This window comes from Desulfonatronospira sp. (assembly GCA_003563255.1).
In the GTDB taxonomy this organism is placed as follows: domain Bacteria; phylum Desulfobacterota; class Desulfovibrionia; order Desulfovibrionales; family Desulfonatronovibrionaceae; genus Desulfonatronospira.
The window spans coordinates 1-6,293 of record PWSL01000532.1; the positions used below are offsets into that span (position 1 = coordinate 1).

The window sequence follows — 6,293 nt, forward strand, 5'->3', positions numbered from 1 at the left end:
ACTGGCTCTCCCCGCACTTATTTTTTCCAATAAAACCAAGATCATTTTAAAAAAATAAGTGCGGGGGTGCCTGTCCCCAATTGAGGCAGGCATAAAATTATATAAGTTTCGCTGTAGTGTTAGTAAAGGATCAAAGACAACAAAGTCCAATTGAAAATAAAAATACATTGAAGTGTTTTCTATCGTAATGATAAATAGGTGGGCTGATCATCGATCATTCAAAACAGATGTGCTTCAGTCGACAGGAAATAGCGAGCCACTATGCTGCATGGTTTCCTTGTGAGCATTCGGTGCCATCAATCACCGTCGAGAGCTCCAATGGCACAGACAAGTTCAACTTTACGTAACCATTCAGAGGGTGCCGAAACCGGCCAGCAATACCGAGGGCCTACTGAATGGTCACGGTACAATTAGGGTCAGATCAATGAGATGACTATCTTTTTTCCCAATCAAAGCGGACAATATTACGTTCGCCGCGGTCAAATTCCACACCTATCAGGTATATTTCGAGATTTTGACCACGGTATTTATCAGCATATCCTCTTTTGCGGATCTGCTCCAGGGCCGTGCCCGGAGTTTTGTCGAGGTCCAACACCTTGAATTCAAAGATGAAGACCCTGTTTTCAAGGCGCACCGTCATATCGATCCGGCCGTGATTTGCGGTGTCCTCGGCCGTGACATCCAGGCCCAGGGCCTTGAAATAGCAGTAAAACACGGAAGCGTAGTAGCCTTCATATTGGGACAGTTTGTTTTTTCGGTACCAGTCGTGGGGAATAGCGGCAAACAGTGAGTGAAAAGTCAGGTTCAAGGCATCCAAATTGTTATTCTTCAAGGCATCATAGATTTGAAGCTGGGTTTTGTCTTTGAGCGTGGGATCCGGCGTATAGCGCTTGAGAATATAATCGGACAGACTACTTTTGACCTCCATATTAGGGTAACGTAGTTTGTAGAATGTCTTGCCCGCCACCCTGAATGCCTGCTCGATGGTCAGGTAGCCGGTCTGAAAAAGCAGGTTTTCCGGCTCCACAAAATCTACGTCAAAGCCCCCGATAATGGATTCCGAAGCGTTCGTGTGCTCAAGTTCAGGAATAAAGTACCGCTTCTTTTTGAACAACTCCACCAAAAAAGCAGGAGTACCGCTCTCAAACCAAAAATTGCAGAATTCATTTGTTCGTAAATAATTCAAAATACTGAAAGGGTTGTAAACGGCCTCTCCCAGCCATGAATAGCCGTTGTACCAGTTCCGGATTTCATCCAGGGATTTTCCCCGCAAGTGTTGAGCAAACACCTCGGTCATCTCGGGTTCGGTATAACCGCAGATGGTGGCGTATTGAGCATCAAGGGTGATATCGATCAGGTTGTTGAGCCCGGAAAACAGGCTGACCTTGGAAAATCTGGAAACTCCGGTGAGAAAGGCGAACCGGATATTAGCATCCTGTGCTTTGATCACCGAATAGAGGTTTTTCAGACCTTCCCGCATTTCAGCGGCTGCTTCAGGGTCAGAAATATTGTCCAGAATGGGCTTGTCGTATTCATCTACAAGAACAACGGCTCCCAGCCTGTAATTTTTTTTTGCCTTGCGGATCAGGCTGCTAAAACAACCGGACACGCTGTTCTTGTATTGACATGAAACCTGCAACCTTTCCTGGTTGTCGTCTAAGAGTTCAAAGATCTTCTGGTCTAGCGCTTCCCTGTGTTGAAGAATTCCTTCTGCAAAGGAAATATGAATCACGGGATATTTTTTCTCCCAGTCCCAGTGATCATAAAGCCAGAGATTTCTGAACAGGTCCTGGTTACCCTCAAAGGCTTCTTTCAGGGTGTCTATAAACAGGGATTTGCCGAACCTGCGAGGCCTTGAGAGAAAATAGTATTTTCCGCTTTCAACCAGCTCATGCACAATCCTGGTCTTGTCCACATAGGTGTATCCATCCTCAATGATCTCTCGAAGGGTACTCACCCCGATGGGCAATTTTTTCATCGTTAGTGACCTGTCCACGGGCTCATTTTAGACCTCTGCGAGGTCCTTTGCGTTTTTATTATCCACAGCATCAAGATAACTGGACAGTCAAAAGTTCGTAAACATTCAGGGGGCACTCAATTGCAGTTTCTGGCACAAGGTCTGGGGACTGTCCCCGCAAAGTACTATCTTTGTAGGTTCACACAACTTAGCGTTTGCCATGTTTCATTTGTGCAGGATAGGTGACGCGGGGACTGTCCCCAGGCCGGTTTCGTCACCCCCTGAATGGTTACAAAAGTTCTAGCGCAACTCGCTGGAATTGTGATATTAAAAAAAACAGTTGCCAAACAACATTTTGGAGATAAACACTTGAAATCACAAGCTTTTTTCTTTAGCTATAAAATATTAACACTACAGCGAAACTTATAAAATACAGTATGCTATCTCAATTTGGGACTGGCTCTTTTGCCGCCAAATTTTTGAAGCATCTGCAAATTAGCAACTGGCAAAAGTGCCTGTCCCAATTTGTCCCCAATTTCGACACTGACAGGAAGAAGGACTTTTTTTCCAACAAATTGTTTAGATCGATAAAGCGCTCTATTTGCATATCACAGCCTCGATGCTGATTATCCGTATATATGACAATCTAGTTGTGAATTTTCCGAAGGTCAACTCAAAATACATATTTTCATGGAAATTGTTCTCATTTGGTAACTATTCTACCACATAACTTGAGAGTTCAAAGTTCCTGGTTCTTCGTTCCTGGTTGAAATAAATAAAGTGAATAAATTTGGATAGTTACCCAGAAACAAGATTACCCTGAATCTTCCCCTGCAAAAAGCTCTAAAACATACCCTGTCAAAAAGGCTCTTTTCTTTATTGGGTTGGGGGCATAGAGAAGCAATCGTGCGCTAACAGTGTGTTGAGAAAGTCATTATCAGGCAGGCTGTTCAAAAATTCCAAGCGGCAGTCCGGCACTCACATGAGTAGATATCTTCCGGAATGAGCTAGTATTGGCAACTCAAGTGAGTGCCGGGTCCCGGGCCGCCCGGGTGAGACGCTTACCTGTAAAACCCGGCTATTCTATCCAGGGAAACACCGCAATGGTAGAGTGTCCTTATGAACCAGTTTCTGAGGGTGCATCTTGCTGTCCCTTCTTTTTGCCATCTTCTGGGCGAGGTCATGACTTTGTTTTTCAGGATAACAATCCGGCCCCCTTTTTTTTTGATCCTGGTCATCATTTCCAGGTCTTCCATGATGGGTATTTCCCTGAAACCTCCTGTCTCATGAAAGTAATCCTTCCGGATGAATATGGCCTGGTCACCATAGGGGACGCGGGTGAGGGCAATCCGGATGTTGGCTCCCAGCTCGATGAGCTTAATGATCCTTTGACTGGAATCTATACCCAGAGAGAAAGCCCCGCCAATTATATCACTGTCGGCATCCATTGCCCTGGGGATCAATTCGGGCGCGTTATCCGGCAGCCGTGTGTCTGAGTGCAGAAAAAGCAGGATTCGGCCCCGGGCCATTGCCGCCCCTGCGTTCATCTGTTTTCCACGGCCTTTACCTGAACTGACAGCCTGTATTCCCTTTGCATTAAGAGCAGAAACGGTCTCCAGTTCAGGGCTGCCGTCAACAACTATGATCTCACAGTCATGGCCTGCAAAAACCTTTAACAGGTGCCGGGCAAAGGCATTTATTGAGGCCTGTTCTCTGTAAACGGGAACAATCACTGATATCACGGGATGGACTGGCAGATTCCGGCTCATGGGTTTATGTTTTTCAGGGTTTGTCCATGGCCTTTACCCGGGCTAAGAAAGATAAGCAGAAGGCCCCTGCAGGATATCCCATTCGCATTCCCGGTAAACAGCCTTGCATTCATGAACACCCAATCCCCGGCCCTGCTCTGTCTTTTCCTCAATGTCCCTGGGGTTTGATCCGGTTTCAGCCCAGAACAGGTTGGCCCCGGCCAGTGTGCCCAGAGTGCATGGCTCATGGGTACAAAAGCCTTTGACTGAAGCCGGAGTACCCAGAATGGTTACGGCTACGATCTGAGCCATTCGCAGTTCGCTGATCATTCCCCTGGAAGCTATTTCAGTCCCGGGTATTTCAATGCGCCTGGCCGCCCCGCTGAATGCCGGGTTCACGGAAGCGGCAAAAAGTATGGCCTGGACAATTTCTTCATCTGTATGTTCAGGTCCGACAGGCTCTACGCAGGTCCCTACCTTCAGCCCGGCCTCCTGAAAATTACGTATGCTTTCAAGCCTTTTTTCAGGCGGGATCAATGTGTCGGTTCCTTCCCGCATCCTTCTGGCATGATAAACGCCCGAATATCCAGCATCCTTTATTCTCCTGGCCCGCTCCAGAGACTGATCCCCCACATTAGCCACCATCAGAGTCTCAGGATTCAGATTCTTCCTGATCTCCTGTGAAACTTCAATGAACTGCCCAAAAGGGTATTGGGCCGTGGTCATGACATATACCGCGTTGGCCCCGTTTTTTTCATGCTGCCTGGCATAAAAAACAGATTCTTCCGGGGATATTCTGCTTTCATCCTTAAAAATATTGTTTACCCTGGCAAAGGAGCAGAACTTGCAATCACAAGCGCAGGGGGCGAGGTCCAGGGCAAGCTGGCCATGGACTTCCGCTTTGCCTGAGACTCGTTTTCTGGATATTGCTCCGGCCTCGGCAATTGTTTTTAAGGACTCAATGGAATCCGGGGGATGAGAAAGCAGAAAAAGAAGTTCCTGACTGGAAAGGTTTTCTGTATCCCATGATTTTGAAAACAGGTCGTCAATAAACATGATATGTGATATTATTCCTGAAGTATTACGGTCAATTTATAATAGGTGCTTAGCGGAAATTTCAAACCAACATGTTGGTCGTTATAATTGGTTCCTGGTTACCTCTCGTTCCCAGGCTCCAGCCTGGGAACGCTTAGTTCTTGCGGCTCCAGCCGTTTCTTAAAAAATGTGGCTTGAGCCACAAAAAAGCGATGTCCCCAGGCTGGAGCCTGGAAACAAGAAAATCTTTGCTTTCTTGTCTGTGGTCTGTGGGGACAGGCACCCAGGCCATCTTAGATGAGCCCAGACAGAGCCTTCTGCACTGCCAGACACTGGAATCAAACAGGGCCAGTTTGAAGGATCAATTGATAATGATTTTTTTGTACAGCTTATGGCCGCCAATCCGCAGAGCATACAACTCATTGATGTGCGAAGTCCTGCGGAGTATGCTGCGGGCCATAGTCCCTCTGCTGAAAATATGACGGTGGATCAGCTGGAGGAAGATATTGATTCATTTACCGATGAAAAACCAATCGTGTTTATCTGCTCCACCGGGGCAAGAAGCGGTGAAGCTTACTATCTGTTTTTGGATAAACGCTCTGACCTGAAGGGCGTTTACTATGTGGACGCAACTGTTACCTATTCCCCTGACGGCAGCTTTACTATAGAATAGAACATCTCTTCTAACCTGCTACTTGGCAACGTTCAGGTCCATATTTTCCTGGACATCGCCCAGCATGTACCACGGCCGGGCCGTGGCCGGAGTGACCGGGCCCGGGCAATATACCAGAAAGGACATGCTTGCCAGGCTGTTCACCCCCAAAAGAGTTGAGTAAATCAACCTGATCAACAGCAAAAGGCGCCCCTGGGCGCCTTTTGCTGTTGCTTGTAGTGCCTGTCAGGAACTATTAACAAGACTGGGGGGTCTGACTCCGATATACCAGTCATGAATCATCCCGGAGTATTCACCAGCCAAGTATCCAGGGAAAATCCGCCCGTCACGCTTATCAGACAGTAATAATCTCTCCATGCCACAAACGAGTCAGAAAATCCTCCCAATGTATAGCCTGGATATTTCCCTGCCGGGTGGCAACCCCGTCCTGGCTGATCAGAAAGAAATCCTTATATATCCCTTCCTCGGCCAGCGCTTTCAGACCTTTAAAATCCCTGGGCGTGACCCGCTCAGTTGCCTTTACTTCAACTGCTGTAGTTTCTCCAATGAGGAAATCCACCTCATGGCCATAAGTGGAGCGCCAGTATGTTAAAGGAAGTTTTGTCCTGCTGTAGTTCAGGTACGCCCTGATTTCCATGCCGATAAATAGTTCAAAACTTTTTCCGTATAAATCCGAGTTGCTATCAAGAGACCTGGTTCCTGCAAGGGTGTGAACAACCCCAGGGTCAAAAAAATAAAATTTGCCGGATTTGATTGCCTTTCTTTTTCTGGACTCAGTCCAGGCGGGCAAGAAAAAACCTACCAGAGTGTCTTCCAGAAGACCGACATGTTCCCTGACAGTTGACGCTGGCACCTGACAGTCATTGGCAAGCTTGGTGAA

At 47.1% G+C, this 6,293-nt stretch carries 6 protein-coding genes; 1 reads left to right on the plus strand and 5 read right to left on the minus strand.

The genetic code is table 11. The features are described 5' to 3' along the window. Positions 1–433: 433 nt before the first annotated feature. From QZP87_RS15440 to QZP87_RS15450, 3 genes are all read right to left on the minus strand, one after another. A complete protein-coding gene (locus QZP87_RS15440; protein WP_291323820.1) occupies positions 434–1,978 on the minus strand; it encodes an ATP-binding protein in 1,545 nt (514 codons plus the stop codon). A 1,040-nt stretch (positions 1,979–3,018) separates the two neighbouring features. After that, the gene (locus QZP87_RS15445; RefSeq protein WP_291323821.1) at positions 3,019–3,726 is read right to left on the minus strand and encodes a TIGR04283 family arsenosugar biosynthesis glycosyltransferase; all 708 of its coding nucleotides are present in this window, start codon (positions 3,724–3,726) and stop codon (positions 3,019–3,021) included. A gap of 42 nt (positions 3,727–3,768) precedes the next feature. Further along, on the minus strand, positions 3,769–4,761 hold the full coding sequence (locus QZP87_RS15450) for a radical SAM protein (RefSeq protein ID WP_291323822.1): 993 nt from the start codon (positions 4,759–4,761) through the stop codon (positions 3,769–3,771). Positions 4,762–5,131: 370 nt separating this feature from the next. Here QZP87_RS15450 and QZP87_RS15455 point away from each other — a divergent pair, with 370 nt between their 5' ends. Continuing rightward, positions 5,132–5,413 (plus strand): rhodanese-like domain-containing protein, encoded by a 282-nt coding sequence (locus tag QZP87_RS15455; protein ID WP_291323823.1) that lies wholly within the window; start codon positions 5,132–5,134, stop codon positions 5,411–5,413. An 18-nt stretch (positions 5,414–5,431) separates the two neighbouring features. Here the strand turns inward: QZP87_RS15455 and QZP87_RS15460 are convergent, their stop codons facing one another. Both QZP87_RS15460 and QZP87_RS15465 read right to left on the minus strand, forming a co-directional pair. Then, positions 5,432–5,596: a hypothetical protein gene (locus tag QZP87_RS15460; RefSeq protein ID WP_291323824.1), complete on the minus strand. Its 165-nt coding sequence runs from the start codon at positions 5,594–5,596 to the stop codon at positions 5,432–5,434. 151 nt (positions 5,597–5,747) lie between these two features. Then, positions 5,748–6,293: DUF4143 domain-containing protein (locus QZP87_RS15465; RefSeq protein ID WP_291323825.1), on the minus strand; the 546-nt coding region annotated here is incomplete at its 5' end.